The 20,014-nt window shown below is 58.8% G+C and carries 16 protein-coding genes; 7 read left to right on the top strand and 9 right to left on the bottom strand.

Features of this window, described 5'->3' with window-relative positions:
- Window positions 1–247: 247 nt before the first annotated feature.
- Entirely contained in the window at window positions 248–1,033 is a 786-nt protein-coding gene (locus GRAN_RS06085) for an ATP-binding cassette domain-containing protein (RefSeq protein ID WP_128912059.1), read from the bottom strand.
- Between the two features lie 236 nt (window positions 1,034–1,269).
- Here GRAN_RS06085 and GRAN_RS06080 point away from each other — a divergent pair, with 236 nt between their 5' ends.
- Complete coding sequence (locus tag GRAN_RS06080) at window positions 1,270–2,448, top strand: DUF2157 domain-containing protein (protein ID WP_128912058.1); 1,179 nt, start codon at window positions 1,270–1,272, stop codon at window positions 2,446–2,448.
- Complete coding sequence (locus GRAN_RS06075; RefSeq protein ID WP_128912057.1) at window positions 2,445–2,993, top strand: hypothetical protein; 549 nt, start codon at window positions 2,445–2,447, stop codon at window positions 2,991–2,993. The genes GRAN_RS06080 and GRAN_RS06075 overlap by 4 nt, the downstream gene beginning before the upstream one ends.
- Here GRAN_RS06075 and GRAN_RS06070 read toward each other — a convergent pair.
- The 5 genes from GRAN_RS06070 to gyrB form a co-directional block, all read right to left on the bottom strand.
- On the bottom strand, window positions 2,990–4,918 hold the full coding sequence (locus GRAN_RS06070; RefSeq protein WP_128912056.1) for an amidase: 1,929 nt from the start codon (window positions 4,916–4,918) through the stop codon (window positions 2,990–2,992). The genes GRAN_RS06075 and GRAN_RS06070 overlap by 4 nt on opposite strands.
- A 127-nt stretch (window positions 4,919–5,045) precedes the next feature.
- A complete protein-coding gene (locus GRAN_RS06065; protein WP_128912055.1) occupies window positions 5,046–6,683 on the bottom strand; it encodes a DUF2326 domain-containing protein in 1,638 nt (545 codons plus the stop codon).
- Window positions 6,673–6,897, bottom strand: a complete 225-nt coding sequence (locus GRAN_RS26925) for an ABC-three component system middle component 7 (protein WP_421800768.1) — start codon at window positions 6,895–6,897, stop codon at window positions 6,673–6,675. The genes GRAN_RS06065 and GRAN_RS26925 overlap by 11 nt, the downstream gene beginning before the upstream one ends.
- Entirely contained in the window at window positions 6,894–7,658 is a 765-nt protein-coding gene (locus GRAN_RS06060; protein WP_161570863.1) for an ABC-three component system protein, read from the bottom strand. Before GRAN_RS06060 ends, GRAN_RS26925 begins: the two co-directional genes overlap by 4 nt.
- A gap of 700 nt (window positions 7,659–8,358) precedes the next feature.
- Window positions 8,359–11,013 carry a DNA topoisomerase (ATP-hydrolyzing) subunit B gene (gene gyrB / locus GRAN_RS06055; protein ID WP_128912053.1) on the bottom strand — a complete coding sequence of 885 codons (2,655 nt, stop codon included), beginning with the start codon at window positions 11,011–11,013 and terminating at the stop codon, window positions 8,359–8,361.
- A 659-nt stretch (window positions 11,014–11,672) separates the two neighbouring features.
- Here gyrB and rpmI point away from each other — a divergent pair.
- The 4 genes from rpmI to GRAN_RS06035 all read left to right on the top strand — a co-directional run bounded on the left by rpmI (window position 11,673) and on the right by GRAN_RS06035 (window position 14,746).
- Window positions 11,673–11,870 (top strand): 50S ribosomal protein L35, encoded by a 198-nt coding sequence (rpmI, locus tag GRAN_RS06050; RefSeq protein WP_128912052.1) that lies wholly within the window; start codon window positions 11,673–11,675, stop codon window positions 11,868–11,870.
- 183 nt (window positions 11,871–12,053) lie between these two features.
- The gene (gene rplT, locus GRAN_RS06045) at window positions 12,054–12,437 is read left to right on the top strand and encodes a 50S ribosomal protein L20 (protein WP_128912051.1); all 384 of its coding nucleotides are present in this window, start codon (window positions 12,054–12,056) and stop codon (window positions 12,435–12,437) included.
- A 126-nt stretch (window positions 12,438–12,563) separates the two neighbouring features.
- Window positions 12,564–13,922, top strand: coding sequence for an FAD-binding oxidoreductase (locus GRAN_RS06040; RefSeq protein WP_128912050.1), 1,359 nt, complete (start codon window positions 12,564–12,566; stop codon window positions 13,920–13,922).
- Window positions 13,919–14,746 (top strand): SDR family oxidoreductase, encoded by an 828-nt coding sequence (locus GRAN_RS06035; protein ID WP_128912049.1) that lies wholly within the window; start codon window positions 13,919–13,921, stop codon window positions 14,744–14,746. Before GRAN_RS06040 ends, GRAN_RS06035 begins: the two co-directional genes overlap by 4 nt.
- A gap of 146 nt (window positions 14,747–14,892) precedes the next feature.
- Here GRAN_RS06035 and GRAN_RS06030 read toward each other — a convergent pair whose 3' ends face one another.
- The 3 genes from GRAN_RS06030 to GRAN_RS06020 are packed head-to-tail and all read right to left on the bottom strand — an operon-like array spanning window position 14,893 to window position 18,370.
- Window positions 14,893–15,876 carry a transglutaminase family protein gene (locus GRAN_RS06030; protein WP_128912048.1) on the bottom strand — a complete coding sequence of 328 codons (984 nt, stop codon included), beginning with the start codon at window positions 15,874–15,876 and terminating at the stop codon, window positions 14,893–14,895.
- A gap of 21 nt (window positions 15,877–15,897) precedes the next feature.
- Complete coding sequence (locus GRAN_RS06025; RefSeq protein ID WP_128912047.1) at window positions 15,898–16,869, bottom strand: alpha-E domain-containing protein; 972 nt, start codon at window positions 16,867–16,869, stop codon at window positions 15,898–15,900.
- A 34-nt stretch (window positions 16,870–16,903) separates the two neighbouring features.
- Window positions 16,904–18,370 carry a circularly permuted type 2 ATP-grasp protein gene (locus GRAN_RS06020; protein WP_128912046.1) on the bottom strand — a complete coding sequence of 489 codons (1,467 nt, stop codon included), beginning with the start codon at window positions 18,368–18,370 and terminating at the stop codon, window positions 16,904–16,906.
- A 102-nt stretch (window positions 18,371–18,472) separates the two neighbouring features.
- Between GRAN_RS06020 and GRAN_RS06015 the strand changes: the two genes are divergently transcribed.
- The gene (locus GRAN_RS06015) at window positions 18,473–20,011 is read left to right on the top strand and encodes a zinc dependent phospholipase C family protein (RefSeq protein WP_128912045.1); all 1,539 of its coding nucleotides are present in this window, start codon (window positions 18,473–18,475) and stop codon (window positions 20,009–20,011) included.
- Window positions 20,012–20,014: the final 3 nt, after the last annotated feature.

The following is a 20,014-nucleotide window of genomic DNA, read 5'->3' as shown; positions in this document are numbered from 1 at the left end:
GGCGACCCCGCACCAGGGGCCTCCACCGCCGCCCTGGCCCTCGATAACGTCGTTGCCCTTGTCTTTCTGGTTGTCATTCCCGAAGGGAATCTGCGTCTGCCGTTGCTTTTGCCCTTGTACTCTCCGCGTCCGCGCATCCCAGGTAAAGCCGGGTGCCCCATCTTCGCCGACAGTCTCATCGTCGGCTAAGGTGGGAAACCCAAACCGTCAAATCGCGGGCTGTTGCGTCCTCCGTCAAACCAACAACTCAGCCACCCTCACCCGGCATCACCGGAGTCGCCGCAATCAGCCTCTGCGTATAGGCATCCTTCGGCGCCGAACAGACCTGCTCGACATCTCCCATCTCTACCAGCCGTCCCCCCTGCATCACCGCCACCCGGTCACACAGATACCGCACCAGAGGCATCGAGTGCGAGATAAACAAATACGTCAACCCATGCGACGCCTGCAGATCCTTCAGCAGGTTGATCACCTGCGCCCCCACGCTCACGTCGAGCGCGCTCACCGGCTCATCCAGCACAAGAAACTTAGGCCGCAGCGCCAACGCCCGCGCGATATTGATCCTCTGTCTCTGCCCGCCGGAGAACTCATGCGGGTAACGCCGCAGCGCTCCCGCCTCCAGCCCCACCTGGCCGAGCAACTGGAGCACCCGCGCCTCAACACCGCAGTCCGGCTTCTCCCCATGAATCGCGAACGGCTCCGCCAGGATCTGCGACACCCGCATCCGAGGATTCAGCGCCGCATACGGATCCTGAAAGACGATCTGCATCTTCCGCCGCATCGCCCGCAACTCGCCTTTACGCGCACCGAGCACATCCTCCCCATCAAACCGCACCTCACCCGCTGTAGGCTCCACGAGCCTCAACAGCATCCGAGCCACCGTACTCTTCCCCGACCCCGACTCCCCCACCAGCCCAAGCGTCTCGCCCTTGCCAATCGAGAACGAAACTCCATCCACCACCCGGGCCACACCCGCCCCCCGCGGATACTCCTTCACCAAACCCCGCGCCTCCACCAGCAACCCCTCGGACATCTTCCCGGACATTTCCGGATGGTAGCAGTTGCGCTGCGCCCATCGCGGTGCCGTTGCCGTTGAACGGTCGCTCCCTTGCCCATGTGGTTGTCATTCCCAAAGGGAATCTGCCGCTGCCGTTGCTTCTCTGGTTGTCATTCCCGCAGGGAATCTGCGTTTGCCTTTGCCTTACCCGCCGCCCCACCCCCACTATCTTTCCCCTTTACCCACACAGAAGCATCTGCTCTACTCCCCCCATGGAGACCCCCGAAAGCCTCCTCACCCGTTGGCAGGCCGCCGGCCTCATCGACGACCCCACCGCGGCCCGCATCCGGGCTTACGAATCCGCCCATGCCCGTCCCGCCAACCGCCAGTGGCAGGTCCTCCTCGCTCTCATCCTTGGCTGTATCCTCCTCTCCGCCGGAGTCCTCCTCTTTGTCGCCGCCCACTGGGACGCGCTTTCGCCCACCTCCCGCCTCACCCTCGTCCTGTCGATGCTCGCCTTCTTCCACGGCATCGGCCTCCTTGTCCACCAGCGCTTCCCCGGCCTCGCCACCGCCATGCACGCCGTCGGCACCGTCTCCTGCGGCGCGGCCATCGCCCTCATCGGCCAGATCTTCAACATGCAGGAGCACTGGCCCGCCGCCATTCTCCTATGGGCTCTCTGCGCCGCCGCCGGATGGCTTCTCCTCCGCGACCAGTTCCAGCAGACCCTCACCCTCCTCCTCATTCCAGCCTGGATCGCCTGCGAGTGGGCCGACGGTGCCCAGAATTACACCGTCGCCAACACATACCTTGCCCGCGCCGGTCTCGTCCTCGCCATCGTCTACCTCGCCGCCTTCCTGCGCTCCCGCCGCCGCGCCGTCTTCGGCATTCTCTTCGCCGCCGGAGCCATTCTCGCCCCGGTCTCGATCGGCTTCCTCGCCGAAGAGGCCTGGAGGAACAACTCCTTCCTCTCACAAACCGGCTTCCTCCCCGTATCCGGCCAGATCCTGGCAGCCGCCCTCATCCTCGCCGTGATCGCCTGCGGCTGGCTGGCCGACCGTCGCAGCGCACCACCCGCGGCCATCGCAGCGGCGCTCGCCTACGCACTCCCCTGGGCTCAGGCGGTTCAAAACGGCGGCACGCTCGCCCATCCCTGGACCACATCCGAACCCAACCTCCTCGCTTACGCTCTCGTCGCCGCCTCCGCCGTCTTTCTCGTCTGGTGGGGCGTCCACATCCTCAGCCCGGCCCTGGTGAACTACGGCATTGTCGCCTTCGCCCTCACCGTCGCCTGGTTCTACTTCTCAAGCGTCATGGACAAGCTCAATCGCTCCCTCGGCCTCATCGTCCTCGGAGTCCTCTTTCTCGCCGGCGGATGGGCCCTCGAGCAGACCCGGCGTCGCCTGGTAAACGCCATGTCTATAAGCGCGACGCCCGAGGTGAACCCATGAAACCCCTCCGCGCCGCCGTCATCCTCACCCTCGTTCAGTTTCTTCTCGTCCTCAGCATCGCGGGCAAGTACCTCTACGAGCGCCACACCCGCCCACGCGTCTGGGTCCGCGCCGGAACCTGGGATCCCAACACCCCGCTCCGCGGCCGCTACCTCTCCCTTCAACTCCTCGCCGATGCCTGCGCTCTCCCCCGCGACCCCGCCCATCGCCGTCCAGGCTATCGATTCCCGGATGGACGCGTCGGCCCCGGCTTCTGGAGCTGGAACGCGTCCCTCGAATTCAACGACGGCAAGTACCAGGCCCGGCTCGCCGACCGCAGACCTGCCACCCAGCTCATTACCCTGTCGGAAGGCCAGCCCTGCGATCGTGTCCCCACCCACGTCACCGTACCCCTCTACATCCCAGACACCGCCAAAACCCCACTCCCCCTCAAGCCCGGCGAAGACCTATGGGTCGAAGTCACCGTCCCCAAAACCGGCCCACCCCGGCCCATCCAGTTAGCCCTGTCCACCCTCGGCCGCTTCACCACCATCCACTTCAACTAAGCCAACCCCGGCCTCAGCCGGTGAAACCCCGTAGCCTCCTGGTAAGCCCTCGCGAAAGACGCCACTCGCGCATCGCTATATAAAGCCCCAAGAAACGTAAGACTCACCGGAGTCCCCGGCCCACCAACATTCTCCGCCGCCCCATCCTCCGTCACCCTCGGCACAGGAGCATCCTCCCCTCGCACCCCATTCGGCACAATCACCGCCGGCTGCCCCGTCAGATTCGTCGCCGACAACTGCGTCCCCGAAGAAGGCGTCACAATCACGTCCACCGTCTTGAACAACTCCGCCATCAGCCCAACAGCCAGCGTCCGGGCCCGCATCGCCTGCACATAATCCACCGCCGAATAAAACCGCGCCACCCGAAACGTATTCGGCCAATCCCCGGCTTTCTGCCCCGTCAGCAGCCCATCCTGCCCACTCCGCGTCAACTCGTCAAAAGCCGCCGCAGCCTCCGCCTCCAGCACCGGCACAATCGACCCGAACGGAAACTTAGGCATCTCGACGGGGATAAGCGCAACCCCCATCGCCCTAAGCTTCTCCACCGCCGCAACGTTGTATTTCAAGTCATAGCTCTGCCTCGCCAGAAACTCCCGCCGCCCCGCCACCCTCCCCCGATAAGCCTCCATCTCCGCCGCCGTCGCCCCCACCGGCTCCTTCTCCTCCTCGTCAGCCTTCGGAGCCTCGAAAGCCGCCTTGAAGTACCCCACCCGCAGCGTCTTCCAGTCGAACTCCGCATCCCAATTGAAGCTCGCGTCCTTGACCGAAAGATCCTTCCCATCCGGCCCATAAATCGCCGACAACACCATCGCGCAGTCCTCCACCGACCGGCAGATCGGCCCGATCTTATCCATCGACCACGTCAGCGCCATCGCTCCCGTCCTCGGAACCAGCCCAAAACTGGGCCGCAACCCCGTCACCCCACACCTGGTCGAAGGCGAAGAGATCGACCCCAGCGTCTCCGTCCCGATCGCAAACCCCACGCATCCCGCCGCCACCGCGCTCGCGCTCCCCGCCGACGACCCGCTCGACCCCTGCCTCACATTCCACGGATTCCTCGTCCGCCCCCCAAACCACAAATCCCCCGAAGCCAGCGCCCCCATCGACAGCTTCGCCACCAGCACCGCCCCCGCCTCATCCAGTCGCCTCACCACCTCCGCGTCGTAATCGAAGCTCTGCTCCTCGAACCCACCCGCCCCCCACGTCGTCCTGTACCCCTTCACCGCCAGCAGATCCTTCGCCCCCCACGGAATCCCGTGCAGCGGACCCTTATACCGTCCCCCCGCAATCTCCCCATCCGCCGCCGCCGCCCGCTCCATCGCCCGAGCCTCCGTCAGCGTAATCACGCAATGCAGCCGCGGATCGAACCGCTTCAACCTCTCCAGGTACATCTTCGTCAGCCCAACCGACGTCACCTTCTTCGTCCGCACCAGCTCTGCCAGCTCCCGCACCGTGGCAAACGCCAGCCCATCCGACGTCCCCTCCAGCCCCGCCCCGATCGCAATCCCCCCCACCCCCGGAGCCTTGCTGATCCGCGCCGCCTTCCTCGCCGCATCCACCCGCATCCAACCCGGTACCGGATCGAACACCACCGCCGGAGCCACCGCATTCGGAATCCCCAACCCCCGAATCCGCTCCACATGCCCCCGCTGCTCCTCGAGCCCCCCGGTTTCGCCATCCCCGAGCATCATCGCAATCTGCTCCTGCGTCACCCTGACGCCCGCGATCCCCGCCGCCCCCTCGATCATCGCCCCCGTAATCTTCGGCAACCCCTCCCCCGCCGCCCCCTGCCCCTCAACCCGCCCCACCATCCCGAGCAGCACCCCCGGCAGCAAAGTCCCCCCAAACCCCGCCGCCGAACAAGCCGCAAGAAACCGCCGCCGCGTCGAAGACGCAACCGAAGAAGAAACAGACGTATCGCTCATGGACGCATTATTGCATCCTAAAGACAGCGTCCGATCTAACCCCCTAGTCAGTCGCCCTGCTTTTTCCAACAAATCGCCAGCCAAGCTAACACATCACTCGAAATCATATCGAGCTAAGAGGCTTACCTCACTCTTTGACTAATTTCTGCGAACCTCTGCTTGGGCGCCAGTCCTTTACATAAAGAACATCTACGTTATCTAGCGCGATTGCGCTACGGCTTCTAAGGATAGAAGCGGTCTCGGATCCATACTTGTCGATTTCATCTAACGCTATGAACGATTGCTTATTCGAATTTAGATATATCTGAATAAGTCTTGAGACAGAATCATTTTCAATGTTTTTGAAGAGGAGCGTATCGTGCACGACTACTGGAAGCACCGTCGCTTGAAAGACAGTTAGGTCGAGCACGACAAGGCTAGAGTAAGCAACGCCGGTGCCTGTATCGTCATATACTTTGAACTTATAGCTCTTTTCTTGGAGAGTGAGTTCAGGGCTCTTGCGCTCCCCGCCAAACACGGACGTCACAACTCTCCGCATTCCATCGTTGACCGTATCTTCGACGATCTGAAGGACATTTTTCTTTTCTAGAGCAAGCTGCTCCTGAAGTTCACCTAACCTCGTTTTAAGGGCACTCTCGTCATCGAATATTTGATTCACTCCACGTGTGTTATCAAGTTCCACCGATACCCTGTAGACGTGTTCGACGAGTGCATTGGGTTGCTCAACGGAACTAAGAGTTTGCGACATGCCAATATCAATTTCCGCAATCGCACCATCTATTCGGGATATCTCCAAATCAAGTTGAGCCTCAGACTCCTGAAGCTCGGTTCTCAATAGACGAGCAACATCACGATGGAAATCTTCGACTTTCTCCAGTCGATCTTTGCTTATCTCCGGGAAGAAATTTATGAGGTCGCGGAAACTCTCACTTCGTATGACCCTGCTTCCGTTTAGGTTACCCTGAACTCTTTGAAGACGACTCGCTAAGGACAACCGCTGCGCGAGCAGCTGATCTTTCTGAAGCTTGAGTTGCAGAACTTCCTTATTCACGACTTCAGAGAGGTTAGTAGCGTACCTTGCGAGGTTGAGACGAATATCTGCCATCTCCCTCTCTAGCTCATTTATCCGTTTGTCGTTTTCTTCATAAGCTCGCTTACTGATCTTCGGGACAAAATCATACTTTCGCGCTTGTCTTAGCGCTTCTATTTGACCCTCCGCGGCGCTCAGTTGCTGTGTGACATCTCTAATTGCACTATATCTGTCAAAAGTCTTTAAAAGAATGTCGACGCACTGACCCGCTGCCTGTCGTTGATCTAAATTTAGCGGCCTCTCCACGGAGAGGTTATCCTTGCCCCATACACGGATGTAGAGGCCGACAAGCGCTCTGAAACTTAGATCGGGCAGGGAGATCTTATATGCCTGCTTGAGGAAGGCGGTGTACTCCTGAAGTGAAATAGGAGGGCCAGGACTGTAGGTCTCGTCGCAAATGTAAACAAGCGAGGGTTCAAAAGTGCCGCGACGAAAGCGATGATCCTGCTCCTCAAATCTAAAAGCGAAGGAGTAATCATGATGACCCAATTCAGGAATTAAATCGGTATTGTGGCTTAGAAGATCACTGCCGCCGAAGCAAAAATCGATGACCATCAGCAAGGTCGATTTACCAATCGAATTTGTTGCATTGTCATCCCCAAGGATGACGTTAAGGCCAATCTTGAATTGCACCACTTTCTTGCGAAACTGCTCAGAACGGATCTCAAGGAGCATAATTCACAACCCTAGTCGTAACATTAACGTCAATTCGGCCAAGAATGTACAAGGTGTCTAGGGTTAAAAGGAACTGGTCTAAGCTCTCGAACTGGTCTGCCACTTTGTGATACAGAGTAATCAGATCCATGCCTTCCACCCGCACTTTCAGTATCACGCCTAGGTGACCGAGGGCTGATTCCTTAAGCGATATCGCTTTGTTCGGTGTGATCAATCGAAGACCTCGCAATTTTGCACGAAAAAAGACGCGATGATCTCAGGAGCATCAAAGCTATGCGAAGCAGTGTTACTCCTAAGCCAAAGAACAATATTTAAGAAAATCTCTGGCTGCGAAAGCCCGAGGCTCTTCTGCTTTTTGTAAAACGATCTCACCTGCGTATAAATAACTTCAGACGCCATTGGCGTCTGCATCTCGAGGTCGCGAAAGCCGCGCTTGATATGTGAGTAGTAGTCCGCGACGTGATGCTTGATTTTTCGACGCGTCGGCCCTGGGAGCGAAGCGTCGAATTTCTGATCGAGACTCTTTGCATCGAATTGCAGGTTGTTGGTGTTCTCGTCCGAGAAGTCAACTTCTCCAAGGAGCGAAATAACTTCATCAATCGACGCTTCTAATTGGTAGTCCCCACGAAGGCTTCGCTGCATCTGCTGACGGAGAATGCTGATCTTGATCGCAGCTAGCTGCTCATATTCTTCGCGAGTGCGGGGTTTGTCGAATTGACTATGACATCTTGCACATAGAGGAATTTGATTATCCGGATGGTTCACTTCAGAATGCAGTCGCGCCACTTCCTTGAGCTCTTCAATTTCCTCTGGAGTGGGATTGAGCGGGTAAATATGCGCGAGTTGATAGTTTTTGTAGTCATGATTTCTTTTTGTGTAAAAGAGTGGAGCATCGCAGAGGGGACAGTATCCCCCAACCTGCGTAGTGAGCGACAATTCTTCAGACTTGGTGTAGGCTCGCCGTGCGTTCGTCAATCCGCGTTCCTGAAGGAGAACATATTGGAAGTCGCAGAATAGCACCAGTCGCAAAGCATCATGGACGGAGATTTCGTTGAGGGCCGTCAGTCCTAGAGATCGCTGGAAAATAAAGTTGTGAAATTAGGCCCGTTTTTACGGGCAAATTTGCATGTCAAGCCCCAAAACAACGTAACCTGATCATTCCAAGGTACTTAGTACCGGTCCTGTTTACCCCCTCCAAAAGCGTAGAATTAAAACAGTACAAAGAAAAACCCAACAAAGGCCGTGGGGACGGTCTATACGGGTCTAACCATCTTAGATTGCAGCAAGGTACTCGCACCACCTCAGGCAAACAACTGCGCGGCGGGGCCAACGCCGCAAGTCTCTCCTGCACAGCAGCCACGCCCCGGGAAGCGGGTCGGCCATCATCAGGCCAACCGGCACCAGGACACCGGCCGCAGCAAGAAAAGCCGACACGAAAGCCCCGGCACCGCCAAAACACCGGCTAAGTCCTTTGCTATCTGATATCTAGGGTGTAAGTCCTTTCGAATGATATATTTGCAGCTGTTACTAAGCTGCAAGTCCATCATTCGAAACAGCTTACACCCCGACAGTGGGGAGGGGGGGTACCCCCTCAGAACGCAGTAAAAAGAACGCAGCAAAAAGGGCCACCGCGCAAGCGATGACCCTTGAGAAAGTTGAAACCTGAGGCAAAGGCCTAAATATCCAGGTTCTTCACATCCAGCGCATTCTCTTCGATGAACTTGCGACGGCTCTCGACATCCTCGCCCATCAGCGTCGTAAAGATCTCCTCGCACGCCGCGATATCTTCGAGCTTCACCTGCATCAGCGTCCTGCGTTCCGGATCCATCGTCGTCTCCCAGAGCTGCGGAGCCGTCATCTCGCCCAGACCCTTGTACCGCTGAACCTGGTACTCTTTCCGTCCCTGCTCGATGACATACTCGAACACCTCGCGAACGTTCGTCTTCTCCACCGGATCCTGGTTCACCCGGCTTGAACGCTTCGCCGCAGGTTTCGCCTCAGCCACCGTCCCCGGAGCAGCAGCAATCGTCTCGTTCACGCCCTCTTCCGACGCCACCTCTTCCGCCTCGTCCTGAGCCTCCTGCGCCACGGCAGCCGCCGTCTTCGCAGCATACGAGATCAGGAACGGAGCCTGCAGCTTGTCCTTGATCTGCGAGTATTTGCTCAGCAACAACCGGCTCTCAGCCGCATTCGCCAGCGCCCAGTCGATCTTCCGCTCCGCGCCCTGCGAATCCGTAAAGCTGACCGACCACGTCTGGTGCTCTTCATCGAAGAAAGGCTCGCCGACGGCCCGGAACTGAAACTCCTTCTCGACCGCAAGCAGCCTCTCCCGCATCGCATCCAGCTTCTCGCGCGTCTGAAAATCCGCCTTCAAAGCTGGGGCCGCCCCCTCATGCGCGAACAGCGCAACGAAGTCCAGCAGAACCCGCTCATTCCGAAGTCTCTTCTGAACCTTATCCAGGAACCCGAGATACTCATTGAGCTGCTGCATAAACCCAGTCAATTCAGCACCTTCGATCTTCGCAGCTCCTTCTCCGTACGTCAGAACCATTCCATCGGAAGCGCGCTTCACCATCACATTCACGTATTCGCGCTCATCCTTGATGTACTGCTCGAACTTGCCTTTCTTGATCCGGAAAAGCGGAGGCTGAGCAATGTACACATGACCACGCTTGATCAACTCCGTCATGTGCCTGAAGAAGAACGTGAGCAGAAGCGTCCGAATGTGCGATCCGTCAACGTCAGCATCCGTCATCAGGATCAGCTTCCCGTAACGCAGCTTGGAAGCATCGAAGTCGTCTTTCCCGATCCCGCATCCAAGCGCGGTAATCATCGCCCGGATTTCCTCGTGCCCAAGCATCTTGTCGTAACGAGCCTTCTCGACGTTGAGGATCTTACCCTTCAGCGGCAGAATCGCCTGGAACCGACGATCCCGTCCCTGCTTGGCCGTTCCACCAGCCGATTCACCCTCAACCAGGTACAGCTCGCATCGATCAGGCTGTCTCTCCGAGCAATCGGCAAGCTTCCCAGGCAAACCGCCACCATCGAGCGCACCTTTCCGCCGCGTAAGGTCTCTCGCCTTCCGTGCAGCTTCTCTCGCACGTGCCGCATCGATTGCCTTGTTGATGATCTTCTTCGCCACCTGCGGATTCTGCTCAAGGAACGCGCCAAGCCGCTCGTTGACGAACGCCTGGACGATTCCCCCGATATCCGAGTTCAGCTTGCCCTTCGTCTGGCCCTCGAACTGAGGCTGCGAGAGCTTGACGGATATAACAACCACGAGACCTTCGCGAACGTCATCGCCCGAGAGGTTCTCCTTCACATCCTTGAACAGCCCAAGCGACTGACCAGCCGCATTGATCGTCCGAGTCAGCGCCGTCTTGAACCCTGAGAGATGCGTTCCGCCATCGACCGTATTGATGTTGTTGGCGAACGTGAACACCGTCTCCGAGTAAGCGTCGTTGTACTGCAGCGCAATCTCCATTGCCACGTTGTCACGCTCAGCCTCCATGTAGATCGGCTTCTCGTGCAGCACTTGTTTGCCCTTGTTGATGTGCTTGATGAACTCGGCAATTCCACCCGCGTACTTGAAGAGCTGGCTCTTCGCCTCACCCGTCTTCGCATCCGTCGTGCGCTCATCGGTCAGCGTAATCTCAAGACCCTTGTTGAGGAACGCAAGTTCCCTCAGTCTCTGCGCCAGCGTGTCATAGCTGAACTCGGTGACGGTAAAGATCGTCTTGTCCGGCAGGAAGTGGACCTTCGTCCCCTTGCGCTTCGTCGGACCCATCTTGCGCAGCGTGCTGATCGGAGCACCCTTGGAGTAGTCCTGCTCCCAAGCGTGGTCGTCACGCCAGATCTCGACGTCGAACTCCTCGCTCAGCGCATTGACGCAGCTCACACCAACGCCGTGCAGACCACCCGAAACCTTGTAGTTCGACGCATCGAACTTTCCACCCGCATGCAGCATCGTCAACACGACCTGCACCGCCGGCATCCGCTCCCCGTTGATGACCTTGTCATCCACCGGAATCCCGCGTCCGTCATCGACCACCGTAATCGAGTTATCGACATGGATCGTCACATCGATCCGCGTAGCATGACCACCCAGCGCCTCGTCGACCGAGTTGTCCACCACCTCGTACACCAGGTGGTGCAAGCCCTGTTCGCCCGTTGACCCGATATACATCGCCGGACGCAACCGAACCGCCGCAAGTCCCTCGAGCACGGTAATATTTTCAGCCGAGTAACCGCCGCCTTGCTTCGGTGCGTCAGCAACGTTGGAGGGAACATCAGGAACAGGCTGCACGGAAGGGACGGACGTCGATGCCATAGATCTCCAGAATTCTTGGTGGCAGGCGAAGAATTCGCTTCGCAAGCTCTCGAGGAACTTTTGCCTGGCCCGCGTAAAGTGTTTCAAAACAACAGCTTACCCGCGACGAGGACGCTCCTGCGCTAGCTCAAGTATACCACGGGGCATAGCTTCGTCCGATGTCCGTCGGCGGGGCGCGGCAAGCAGCGAAATGACCTTTATCAGTGTTTTCTCGAAAAATGGGCAAAACTCGCGTGTCAAGGGCCGATATCGCCTAAGTCCCTAAAAGCAAAGGGAAAAGTCGGTGTCCTTTTAGTTTCGGTCCATTCGATAAAATAATAGCTAGAGAGAAGAACATCCGCCGCCCCAGGGCGCCGCGGACTTTCGCCACCTTGACATTCGATTTGACAGCGAGCTAAGTCCTTTATTGACTAATATTTACGCGTAAGCTGTTTATTTTGATACGCTTGCGGCAAGCGCATCCACCTAAGCGTTTCATAATAAACGACTTATGCGACAAGTATGGGGAGGGGGGGTGCCTCTGCAGAGTATAAAATTGGCTTGATAGCCGCGAGCTCTCGCCGCCTCGAGTAGGCGTTCTCCCACGAAACCTCTGCTACACTGAAAGACGTTGCCGAAATCACCAGGCAGCACTATCGCTTCCACTCGTTAGGAACACAATGCCAAAGCAGAAGACACACAGCGGCGCGGCGAAGCGCTTCAGCAAGACCGCCAGCGGCAGGTTCAAGCGCGGGCAGTCCAAGATGCGTCATATCCTCACCTCAAAGCAGACCAAGACCAAGCGCAAGCTCGGTGGCGCTGCTCTGATCTCGGTGGCGGATACCCCGAAGATTGCCCGTATGCTTCCCTACGCGTAAAGCGAGGGAAGAAAGAGTTTTTCAGATCGAGCCGTCCGGTAAAACCGGCGAAGGGCCAGAAAGCGAACCCGGCCCCTGGAAGTCCCGGATGGGACCTCCACCGAGATTTGAAGTTGCAGAGCGCGTGAAGAGGCCACCCTTACCTCCAGCCGCTAAACGAAGTACGCAAAAGGAGATTGTGTCATGCCCCGTGTTAAACGGAGTACTAAGCGCAGCGACCGCCGCAAGAAGATTCTCAAGCGTGCGAGTGGCTACTTCCTCACCAAATCCAAGCTCTACCAGGCAGCGCAGGAAGCCGTCGAGCGCGGACTCATGTTCGCCTACACCGGGCGCAAGCAGAAGAAGCGCCAGTATCGCGCTCTTTGGATCGTTCGTATCAACGCCGCCTGCCGCATCAACGGCATGAGCTACTCGACGTTCATCAACGGCCTCAAGCGCGCGGGGAACACGCTTGATCGGAAGATCCTAGCCGACATCGCCGCCAACGACCCAGCCGGCTTCACGGCCCTGATCGCCCAGGCGAAGGCCGCTCCGAAGACCGAGCCGAAGATTAAGGCTGCCGCGTAGCATTCTTTGCCTGGAATCGAAAGGGCACGGCTTCGGCTGTGCCCTTATTCCTTTCGGCCATTACTCGCGCCGGGGTGATGACTTCCGTTTATCGAAGGCACACCCTGTATCGGGTATGCTAGGATCATGCCGCCTACAACACCCCCCAATGGCCTCCCCGACGCCCCCGCGCCTTTTGAGTCCTGGGGTCGTTACCCCACATACCAGGCGAAAGTTCTCCCGGTTCACTGGCAGAACGATTTTCCCAAGGTCGCCGCAGGCATCCATGACGGAGCCCTTCCCGTCGGCATGGGCCGCAGTTATGGCGACTCCTGCCTGTTGAAGGATGGAAACCTCCTCGTCACCACGAGCATGAATCGCCTGCTCTCCTTCGATACCACTACCGGCCTTCTGACGGCCGAAGCCGGAATCACCCTTGGCCAGATCCTAGACTTCGCCGTCCCCCTCGGATTCTTTCTGCCCGTAAGTCCTGGAACGAAGTACGTCACGCTTGGCGGGGCGATCGCCAACGACATCCACGGAAAGAACCACCACGTTGCCGGCACCTTCGGCTGTCACGTCACCCAGTTTGAACTCGTCCGCTCGGATGGCTCTCGTCGCCTCTGCAGCCCGACCGAGAACCCGGACTTCTACGCCGCGACCATCGGCGGCCTCGGTCTCACCGGCTTCATCTCCTGGGCAACGCTGCGTCTGCGTCCCATCGTCTCGCGCATGATCGACTATGAGGGGATCCAGTTCCACGGCATCGACGAGTTCCTCGACATCACCCGGCAGAGCCAGCATGTCGAGTACACCGTCTCCTGGGTGGATTGCGCCTCCACCGGCAAAAACTTCTGCCGCGGCGTCTTCATGCTCGGCGATCACTCGAAGGTGCCGGCCGAGCTGAAGCCGTCTCCTGAGCCGAAGCTGATCTTTCCCTTCGACGCACCCGGTTTCGCGCTGAATCACACCACGGTCTCCCTGTTCAACACCGTCTTCTTTCACAAGCAGATCAAGGCTCGCGTGAAGGCGCTCCAGGACTACGAACCCTTCTTCTATCCTCTGGACAAGGTTCTCCGCTGGAATCGCCTTTATGGCAAGCGCGGACTGCTGCAGTTCCAGTACGCCATCCCGTGGGAGAACGCACGCGAAGGAACCGTCGCGATCCTGGGTGAGGTCGCAAAGTCCGGCCTCGCAAGCTTCCTCGCCGTACTCAAGGCTTTCGGAGATGTCCCGTCGCCGGGCCTGATGAGCTTCCCGCAGCCCGGCATCACGCTCGCGCTCGACTTTCCCATCAAGCCGGACGTGACGTTCCCGCTCTTCGAGCGACTGGCCGACATGACACGCGACTTTGGCGGCCGTCTCTATCCGGCCAAGGACGCGGCCATGACCGCCTCGCAGTTTCAGACCTTTTATCCCCAGTGGGAGCAGCTGGCCCGCTTCCGCGATCCCCTCATCACCTCCAGCTTCTGGGAGCGCGTTACCGGAGACAAACTCGCCTTATGACCACGAACGGTTCTTCGTACGGTTCAACGACCGCCCCGACCGCACTCGCCGCCAGCCAGCAAGGTGAAGCTCCTATCCTTGGCGCACGGAAGAAGATTCTCGTCCTCGGCGCCACCTCCGGCATTGCGGAGGCCACGTGCCGCATCTGGGCTCGCCAGGGTGCGAGCCTATTCCTCGTAGCCCGTAACGCCGACAAACTCGCCGCCGTTGCCGCCGATCTGCGCGTACGCGGAGCCGCCTTCGTCGATACCGCCGTTGCCGACCTCGATGACACCGAGGGGCATCCCGCCCTCCTTGCCCACGCTATCAACTCGCTCGCCGGCATGGACGTCGCCTACCTTGCGCACGGAGTCCTCGGCGACCAGACGGCCGCCGAGCAGGACTTCAATACCGCTGCCCAGATTCTTCACACCAACTTTGTCGCGCCGGTCTCGCTCCTGACGTGGCTGGCGAACTATTGTGTCCAGCGCCACGCCGGCGTGCTTGCTGTAATCTCATCCGTTGCCGGTGACCGCGGACGCAAGTCGAACTATCTCTACGGCTCCTCGAAGGCCGGCCTCTCGGCGTTTCTCGGAGGGCTCCGCAATCGGGTGGACCGCGAAGGTGTCACGGTGCTAACGATCAAACCTGGTCCGGTCAAGACAGCGATGACCAGCACGATGAAGGGAAGCGAGAAGTTCGCCGACGTCGACAAGGTGGCACAGACGATCGTCAACGCCGTCGACAAGCGCGTTGACAACCTCTACGTGCCGTTTCAGTGGCAGCCCATCATGTTCGTCATTCGCAATATTCCGGACCGGATCTTCAAGAAACTGAACCTCTAACAGGCGGTTCCCCGAAAAGCGGTCCGGACGGATCCTTCGCGAAAGCCGTCGTATCCGGTGCCACCGGTACCCTTTCGAACCAGCATCGGCTATAGCCAGACAATCGTGACCGGAGCGAGCGGCAAATTCTCCCGCACTACAAAAAACTACTGCTGTTGCTGCGCCATTTGCTGCTGACGGGTGGGTGTAGGCGGCTGTTCTGGCAGAGCCTGCGCCTTCTCGACAAGGATCGACCAGTCCTCAGGCACCGGTAGTTCCTGATCGAGCGACGGCGTTCCAATCGAAGGAGTGACCCTTACAGCTACGCTCAATTGGCTCTTCGCGCGCCCGCGAAAGATCCCATGCGTCGGTGGAACATCCGAATAATCGCGCCCAATCGCCGTCCGAATGTGTCTTTCACCAGCTAAAAGACTGTTTGTCGGATCGAAGCCAACCCAGCCGTACCCCGGGATAAGCGCTTCAACCCAAGCATGCGTCGCTGACTCCGACGAGCGGTCGCTTCGGTCTTCGTGGAAGAGATATCCGCTCACATACCGGCAGGGAATCCGCAGCTTGCTCCGCACCAGCGTGATCATGATGTGGGCAAAATCCTGGCAAACCCCGGTCCGACTCGTCAGCGCGACGTCGATGGGCGAATCGACCTTGGTCGACTTCGGCACATAATCGAAGTAGTCGTAGATCTGCTGATTTAGCTCATGCAGGCACAAGAGCGGATCGTCCGTCCGCTCGACGCCGAGATGCTTTGCGAGTTCATCGAGCGCCGAGGTCGGTGCCGTGAACTCGCTCGGAAACAGCATTTCCCAGTAGTCGCCGACCTCGACCATCGCATCAAGTTCCGACCAGGCAGCCGGAGTGAGAGAGGCCGGAACGAGGACCGGGGCCTGCATGTCCACGAGCGATTCCGCGACGATCACCAACTGTCCATGTTGTCCTGGGATATCGAAGTGATGCACGTGGTTCGCAAGGTGATCGCGATAGCTGAAGACGCGGCAGCGCGGGCTTACCGACAGATGGAACGTGAGGCAGCGCTGGTTCTGGTCGCTGCGCGGATGCATCCGCGTCTCCATCATGCTTTCGCTAACCGGCTTGTCGTACAGAAACTTCGTCAGATGCCGAATCGAGTAATACATTGCATCTCCTGTCGCATGCAGCTAGCCCGCGAGTGCTGCCTGAATCGAATAGTCCACGTACAGTTCGTAGATGGTGTTGTGGATCTCGCCGCACTGCGTCTGGATGGCCTGGAGATAGGCGATGACGTCCTGCTTCAGGATCTCGTCGACGCTGCTGTAGCTGAGCGAAGCCTGGAGTCGTCCTGCGAGTCGCCGCAGAGGCTCGGCGTGGCTGATGGCGCTCTCCTTATCGATCGCGATAAGCGAGCGCTGGAGCGAGTCGATCGCGAATCGAAGGGAGTGCGGAAACTCCTCATCGAGGAGAAGGAATTCGAGGATGCGGTCCGGCGTCAAATCGGCTGTGTACACCTTGCAATACGCTTCAAAGGCTGTTGCGGAGCGGAGCAGGCCCATCCACTCGAGGTACTCGTTTCCGTCGCCGGTGACCTCGGGGGCGCTCCATAGATCCTCGTGGTACGCCTCGAGAAGCAAGGCTGTTGCGGCGGCCCGTTCGATGTATCGGCCGACCTGGATGAACTGCCAGCCTTCGCCGTGACTCATCGTCGAGTCACTTACACCCTGGAACTGGTGGACGGCTTCCATCACCTGTTGCAGGAACTCGGTCGGCTGCTCGGTGCCAGTCATCTTGTCGAAGCGCAGGTTCGGGCCAGTCACTTCGAGGTAGAGACTGTTCAGCCGATGCCACTGCTCGGTGGAAATCTGCTCGCGGACATGGCGGGCATTCTCACGCGCCGAGATGATGCAGGAGATGATGGAGCCCTTGTACTGCGTGTCGAAGGTGAGGGTGCGAGTGAGCTCGTAGGGGTCGCCGGTCCACTCGACCTCCTTCGGATTCCCGAGCGCCTGCAAGACGCGCTGCCAACGCTTCTCGGCGCTCGATTCGCTTTCGTCGAGCATAAGGTTGAGGTTGACATCGAGCAGGCGCGTCGTATGCTCCGCCCGCTCGAGGTACCGGCTCATCCAGTAAAGACTATCCGCCACGCGTGAAAGCAAATCGGCTCCTCTGTGGTTCTATCGAACGCTTCAGTTACTGGCTCAGGACCCAGGTGTCTTTGCTGCCGCCGCCCTGGGATGAGTTCACTACGAGGGATCCGTCCTTGAGGGCGACGCGGGTGAGGCCACCAGGGACGATCGTGACCTTGTCGCCGTAGAGGACGTAGGGACGAAGGTCTACGTGGCGCGGTTGGAGTTCGTCGCCGATGAGGCAGGGGGCGCGGGAGAACGAGATCGTCGGCTGTGCGATGTAGTTGCGTGGATCAGCCTCGATCTTGCGGGCAAACTCCTCGCGCTCGGCGACGCTGGCCTGAGGGCCGATCAGCATGCCGTATCCTCCGCTTTCACCGACGGCTTTTACCACGAGCTTGTCGAGGTTCGCGAGAACGTAGTTCCGTTCCTTGGGCTTGGTCAGGAGATACGTTTCGACGTTCTTCAGGATCGGCTCTTCGGTGAGGTAGTACTTGATGATGTCCGGCACGTAGGCATAGAGAGCTTTGTCGTCGGCTACGCCGGTTCCGAAGGCGTTGGCCAGGGTGACGTTTCCGGCGCGATAGGCGTTGAAGAGTCCGCTGACTCCGAGGATCGAGTCGGCTCGGAAGGCGAGTGGGTCAATGAAGTCGTCGTCGACGCGGCGGTAGATTACATCTACGCGGCGGAGGCCACTCGTGGTGCGCATATAGACGATATTGTCGTGGGTGACGAGATCGCGGCCTTCGACCAACTCGATTCCCATCTGGCGAGCGAGATAGGCATGCTCGAAGTAGGCCGAGTTGAAGACGCCTGGGCTCAGCAGGACAATGTTCGGTTCGGGACGTCCTTCGGGAGCGAGCGAGCGAAGCGTGCCGAGCAGCGCCTGAGTGTAGTGCTCGATTGGGCGAACGTTGTAGCCGCGGAAGAGCTGGGGGAAGATCCGCTTCATCACGCGGCGGTTGGTGAGCATGTAGCTCACGCCGCTGGGGACGCGCAAGTTGTCTTCGAGGACGACGAACTCGCCGTTTTCGAGGCGGATGAGATCTGTTCCGCAGACCGCGATATAGACGTTGCGCGGAACCTGGAGGCCGATCATCTGACGGCGAAACTGCTTGCAGCTATAAACGACCTCGCGGGGCACGATGCCGTCGTCGAGGATCTTGCCTTCGTTATAGATGTCTTTGAGGAAGAGGTTCAGGGCGGTGATGCGCTGGGTCAGGCCACGCTCGACCGTTGCCCACTCCGCGCTGGTGATGATGCGAGGCAAGAGGTCGTAAGGGAAGATCCGCTCCGTGCCTTCTTCGCGGCCGTAGACCGTGAAGGTGATTCCCTGGTTCAGGAAGCTCAGGTCGGCGGACTGTTTTCTCCGCTGCAGCTCGTTCTCCGGCAGGGACGTAAAGTGTTCGAGCAGAGGTTCGTAATGCGAGTGAAGCTCGTCGGCGCTCTGGAACATCTCGTCATAGGCATGATCCAGCTTGTAGTTTTTCAAGGCTGGATGTCCGAATTGGGGAGACGTGGATGAGGTCATGAGGTTCCCTGAGTATAAGTCAGGTATTCCATTGCGGAAACGAAAAGCAGTTCGTCCCAAAGGTGGGAGGGCGAAGATCGCGGAATCCGCGTAGATTTAGGTGTGCTTAACGCGTGTTCCCGCCTCTCTGCTTCCCGTTTTCTTGCTGTCTTGCTGGTCTTGCTTGCCCTCCCGCTCCGGTCGGCCGAGGCTTATTCGGTGCTCTCGCACGAGGAGGTGGTGGATATGGCGTGGCTCGCCACCATCGTGCCGATGCTCAAAGCGCGTTTTCCAGGCATCTCGGACGCGGATCTCGTGATGGCTCATGGATACGCTTATGGCGGGTCGGTGATACAGGACATTGGCTACTACCCGTTCGGCAGTCCGTACTACTCCGACCTGCTGCACTATGTTCGTACAGGGGATTTCGTCTCGGCGCTGATACGCGAGTCGCATGACGCGAACGAATATGCCTTTGCGCTTGGAGCGCTCGCACACTACTGCGGCGACGTCTACGGCCATCCTGCGGTCAACATCGCGACCTCGGACGAGTTTCCCAAGCTCAAGAAGCGGTTCGGCCGCTCGGTGACGTACGACCAGGATAAGGTCGCTCACCTCCGGACCGAGTTTGGCTTCGACGTGGTCGAGGTAGCGCATGGGCGCTACTCACAGCAGAACTACCGTGACTTCATCGGATTCCAGGTCTCGAAGCCTCTCCTTGAAAGGGCGTTCCAGGAGACCTACGGCATCCCGATGGATTCGGTAATGAAGCACGAGGATCTCGCGATCGCGACCTATCGCAAGGCGGTCTCGAGCCTGATTCCGAAGATGACAACGGTGGCGCTCGTCAGCTACAAGGACCAGATCGAAAAGGAAAACCCTGGCTTCAACCGAAACAAGTTTCTCTATCGCCTGCGGCGGACCGAGTTCGAGAAGGAGTATGGACGGCAGTACGTCCATCCCGGACCGAAAACGAGGTTCTTCGCCTTTTTCGTGGCACACCTCCCCAAGATTGGCCCGCTAAAGGCGCTCAAGCTCAGCATTCCAAATGCAGACGAGCAGCAGATCTATATCAAGAGCGTCAATACGACGGTCGATTATTACAAGATCTACCTCGCACAGGTGACACCGCCTGAACCCGCGGTTCCCTGGCTTCCGGTTTATCCTTCTGCTCCTGAGAAACTGCTTGCTCCGGCTCACGTAGCCTCGAAGACGGTTTCCGATCAGCCAGCGGTCACTCCAGTTCCAACTCCTCCGATCCCGGCCACGCTCGCTGTTCCAGCGGCGGACCCGGCGATGCAGATGGCTGAACCGGCGAGCGTGCAGCGGGCCCCAGATTTGGCGGAGATTGACCTCGACACGGGGAATCCGTCACGGTTCGGCGAGTACCATCTGGCCGATGAAACCTATGCGCGTCTGCTGAACACGATCCTGCACGACGGCAAAGCGCAGTTCACGGCGGATGTGCAGCAGAGTTTCAAGGACTTCTATAGCGGTCCGCGCAATGAGCCCGACTGGTACAGAGCTTCGTCGAAGGATTGGACGAGCCTGCAGGCTGACCTTGTCATGTTAGACGCGCTGCTTCCGGTTCCGAAGGCCCCTACTCCGGCTCAGACGGGCGTCCCCGCGCCTTCTTCGGTGGTTCCGAGCGTTCAACCCTAGGTC

The organism is Granulicella sibirica (assembly GCF_004115155.1).
GTDB lineage: Bacteria > Acidobacteriota > Terriglobia > Terriglobales > Acidobacteriaceae > Edaphobacter > Edaphobacter sibiricus.
This window is presented reverse-complemented; position numbering and strand designations above follow the sequence as displayed.

Coding starts and splice junctions, on each gene's coding strand:
- GRAN_RS06085 (WP_128912059.1), bottom strand. CDS start 1,033: ATGTCCGAGGGGTTGCTGGTGGAGGCGCGGGGTTTGGTGAAGGAGTAT.
- GRAN_RS06080 (WP_128912058.1), top strand. CDS start 1,270: ATGGAGACCCCCGAAAGCCTCCTCACCCGTTGGCAGGCCGCCGGCCTC.
- GRAN_RS06075 (WP_128912057.1), top strand. CDS start 2,445: ATGAAACCCCTCCGCGCCGCCGTCATCCTCACCCTCGTTCAGTTTCTT.
- GRAN_RS06070 (WP_128912056.1), bottom strand. CDS start 4,918: ATGAGCGATACGTCTGTTTCTTCTTCGGTTGCGTCTTCGACGCGGCGG.
- GRAN_RS06065 (WP_128912055.1), bottom strand. CDS start 6,683: ATGCTCCTTGAGATCCGTTCTGAGCAGTTTCGCAAGAAAGTGGTGCAA.
- gyrB (WP_128912053.1), bottom strand. CDS start 11,013: ATGGCATCGACGTCCGTCCCTTCCGTGCAGCCTGTTCCTGATGTTCCC.
- rpmI (WP_128912052.1), top strand. CDS start 11,673: ATGCCAAAGCAGAAGACACACAGCGGCGCGGCGAAGCGCTTCAGCAAG.
- rplT (WP_128912051.1), top strand. CDS start 12,054: ATGCCCCGTGTTAAACGGAGTACTAAGCGCAGCGACCGCCGCAAGAAG.
- GRAN_RS06040 (WP_128912050.1), top strand. CDS start 12,564: ATGCCGCCTACAACACCCCCCAATGGCCTCCCCGACGCCCCCGCGCCT.
- GRAN_RS06035 (WP_128912049.1), top strand. CDS start 13,919: ATGACCACGAACGGTTCTTCGTACGGTTCAACGACCGCCCCGACCGCA.
- GRAN_RS06030 (WP_128912048.1), bottom strand. CDS start 15,876: ATGTATTACTCGATTCGGCATCTGACGAAGTTTCTGTACGACAAGCCG.
- GRAN_RS06020 (WP_128912046.1), bottom strand. CDS start 18,370: ATGACCTCATCCACGTCTCCCCAATTCGGACATCCAGCCTTGAAAAAC.